Below are 2,928 nucleotides of genomic sequence, written 5' to 3' on the forward strand. Positions count from 1 at the left end.
CCGCGCCGGCGGCCTGCCCGTCGGCCGCGGGGCCGTTCTCGGAGGCCGCGGCGAGCGTGTCGGCGAGCAGCGCGCCGATCTGGTCGAGCAGCCGGGCGTGCGGGGTGGCGGTGCCGGTCGAGGTGACGAAGGCGTAGACGTGCGGGGAGCTCTCGATCATCTCCAGGTAGGCCTCGACCATGGCGGCGAGACCGGCCCGCGCCCCCGTCGAGCGGGCGAGCGCGGCGGCGAGTGCCGTCTCGATGTCCTGGACGACGAGCTCGAGCACGGCCTGCTGCAGCGCGGTCTTGTCAGCGAAGTACCGGTAGACGATCGACTTCGAGGTCCCGGCGGCGGCGGCGATGTCCTCCATCGACACGTCCGGCCCGCTGCGGTGCACCTCGCGGCGGGCGGCGTGGGCCAGGGCGGCGCGGCGGCGGTCGCGATGGGAGTCCCAGCGGGCGGCCCGGCCGTCGCGCACCGGTTCGGCGGTGCCGGCGGTGGCCTCCTCGGCGCCCTCGGCGATGACCTCGTCCGCGGGCGCGACGGCCACGGCCACGTCGTCGGCGGGCGCCTTCGGGGTCGGGGTCGTCGTGAGGTTCACCTTACCGACGGTATCAGGTACTGTCGGTTGCAGGAAGATCCCGGGGAAGGGTCGCCTCACCTCACGGCCAGGCCGCCCGTCCCCCGCAACGATGCGAGAGGACGCCCATGGTCGCCACCGACCGCCCCGCCAGCACCCCGCCCGAGCCCGCCTCGGCAGGCCCCACCCCGGCAGGCGCCACCCCAGCCGGCGCCGCCCCGCGCGCGGCCTGGGTGCTCGGCGGCAACCGGATCCCGTTCGCCCGCTCGTTCGGCGCCTACAGCGGGCTGAGCACGCTCGACCTGCTCACCACCGCGCTCGACGGGCTCGTGGCCCGGTTCGGGCTGGCCGGCGAGCAGGTGGGCGAGGTCGCCGCCGGCGCGGTGCTCAAGCACTCCCGCGACTTCAACCTCACCCGCGAGGCCGTGCTCGGCTCGGCCCTGGCCGACACCACGCCCGCGTTCGACGTGCAGCAGGCCTGCGCCACCGGGATGGAGACCATCTCCTCGATCGCCGCCAAGATCCGGCTCGGGCAGATCGAGTCCGGGATCGCCGGCGGGGTGGACGCCGCGTCGGACGCACCCGTCGTGGTGGGCGACCGGTTGCGGGCCGCCCTCGTCGCGGCGCAGCACGCCCGCACCCCGCAGGCCCGGCTGGCCGCGTTCGCCCGGCTGCGCCCCTCCGACCTGGTCCCCGTCGCCCCCACCACCGCCGAACCGCGCACCGGGCTGTCCATGGGCGAGCACCAGGCGATCAGCACCGCGCACTGGGGCATCACGCGCGCCGCGCAGGACGAGCTCGCCCTGGCCAGCCACATGAACCTCGCCGCGGCGTACGACGCGGGGTTCTTCGACGACCTCGTCACCGCCTACCGCGGCCTGGCACGGGACTCGAACCTGCGCACCGACAGCTCGCTCGAGAAGCTCGCGGCGCTGCCGCCGGTGTTCGGCCGCGGCCTCGCGACACCCGCGACGATGACCGCCGGCAACTCCACCCCGCTCACCGACGGGGCATCCGCGGTGCTGCTCGGATCGGCGCAGTGGGCCGCCGCGCACGGTCTGCGCCCCCTCGCCCGGGTGGTCGACGCGCAGGTCACGGCAGTGGACTTCGTGCACGGCGACGAGGGGCTGCTCATGGCCCCCGCCTACGCCGTGCCCGCGCTGCTGGCCCGCAACGGCCTGGGGCTGGACGACGTGGCCGTCATCGAGATCCATGAGGCGTTCGCCGCGACCGTGCTGTGCCACCTCGCCGCGTGGGAGTCCGAGGAGTTCGGCCGTACCCGGCTCGGGCTGCCCGGGGCGTTCGGCACCGTCGACCGGACCCGGCTCAACACGCACGGCGGCTCGTTGGCCGCCGGGCACCCGTTCGCCGCCACCGGTGGACGCATCGTCGCCTCGGCCGCCAAGGCTGTCGCCCAGCGCTACGAAGCCGACCCGGCCGCCGGCCCGGTGCGGGCCCTGGTGAGCGTGTGCGCCGCCGGTGGCCTCGGCTTCGCGATGCTGCTGCAGGCCGGCCCCCTGCCCACGACCTGAGGAGGCCCCCATGCCCGACACCTATCTCGACCTGGTCAACCGCGACCCCGGCCGGGCCGTCGCCCGCCGGCTCAAGCTGCCGCGCCCGCCGCTGCTGCGCCGGTACTCCGTCGGCGACCCGCTGCTCGACGGCCCGGTGCTGCTGCTCGGTGAGGGGGCGGACGCCGATGCGCTCGCCGCGGTGCTCGCAGGGCCGGTCGGCGGGGCTGTGCCGGACCTGGCCGCCACGCCCGACGCCGTCGTTCCCGGACCGACGGGCGGACCGACGCGTTCCCACGACGGCGCCTCGTCGCGCACGACGGCAACCCCCGACCTCGTCTTCGACGGCTGGGACCTCGACGTGCACCGCCGCGCCGACCCGGCGCTGCGGTACGCCGCGGTGGTCGTCGTGCTCACCGAGGTGGTCGCGCCCGGTGAGCTGTCCGGCCCGGCGCTGGAGCTGGCCGGGGTGCTGCGCTCGCTGCGGTCCGGCGCCCGGGTGGTCACCGTCTCCCGTCCGGCGGGCGCCGACGACGCCCCCGCGGTGGCCGCCGCACGCGAGGGTGTCGAGGGGCTGCTGCGGTCCCTGGCCAAGGAGCTGCGCGACGGCGCGACCGGTAACGGCGTCGTCGTCGCACCGTCTGTGCCGGTGACCGCACCGGGGGTGCTGGGGGCGCTGCGGTTCTTCCTGTCGGCGCGCTCGGCGTACGTGGACGGTCAGCTGCTGCCGGTCGACTCGTCGGCCGGGATGCTGCCGGCCGACTGGGCGGCGCCGCTGGCTGGGCAGGTCGTCGTCGTCACCGGCGCCGCCCGCGGGATCGGGGCCGCCATCGCCGCGGTGCTGGCCCGGGACGG

Annotated in this window: 3 protein-coding genes; 2 read left to right on the plus strand and 1 reads right to left on the minus strand. The window is 76.5% G+C overall.

The genetic code is table 11. The features are described 5' to 3' along the window. A partial coding sequence (locus F2B26_RS15510; protein ID WP_328698695.1) for a TetR/AcrR family transcriptional regulator occupies positions 1 to 583 on the minus strand: 583 nt, incomplete at its 3' end. A gap of 107 nt (positions 584 to 690) precedes the next feature. On the opposite strand from F2B26_RS15510, the gene F2B26_RS15515 reads away from it, so the two are divergent. Next, positions 691 to 2,094, plus strand: coding sequence for an acetyl-CoA C-acetyltransferase (locus F2B26_RS15515; RefSeq protein WP_159810890.1), 1,404 nt, complete (start codon positions 691 to 693; stop codon positions 2,092 to 2,094). Positions 2,095 to 2,104: 10 nt separating this feature from the next. Beyond that, the coding region (locus F2B26_RS17260) for an SDR family oxidoreductase (protein WP_499679452.1) at positions 2,105 to 2,928 on the plus strand (824 nt) is incomplete at its 3' end.

This window comes from Cellulomonas citrea (assembly GCF_009829685.1).
Classification (GTDB): domain Bacteria; phylum Actinomycetota; class Actinomycetes; order Actinomycetales; family Cellulomonadaceae; genus Cellulomonas; species Cellulomonas citrea.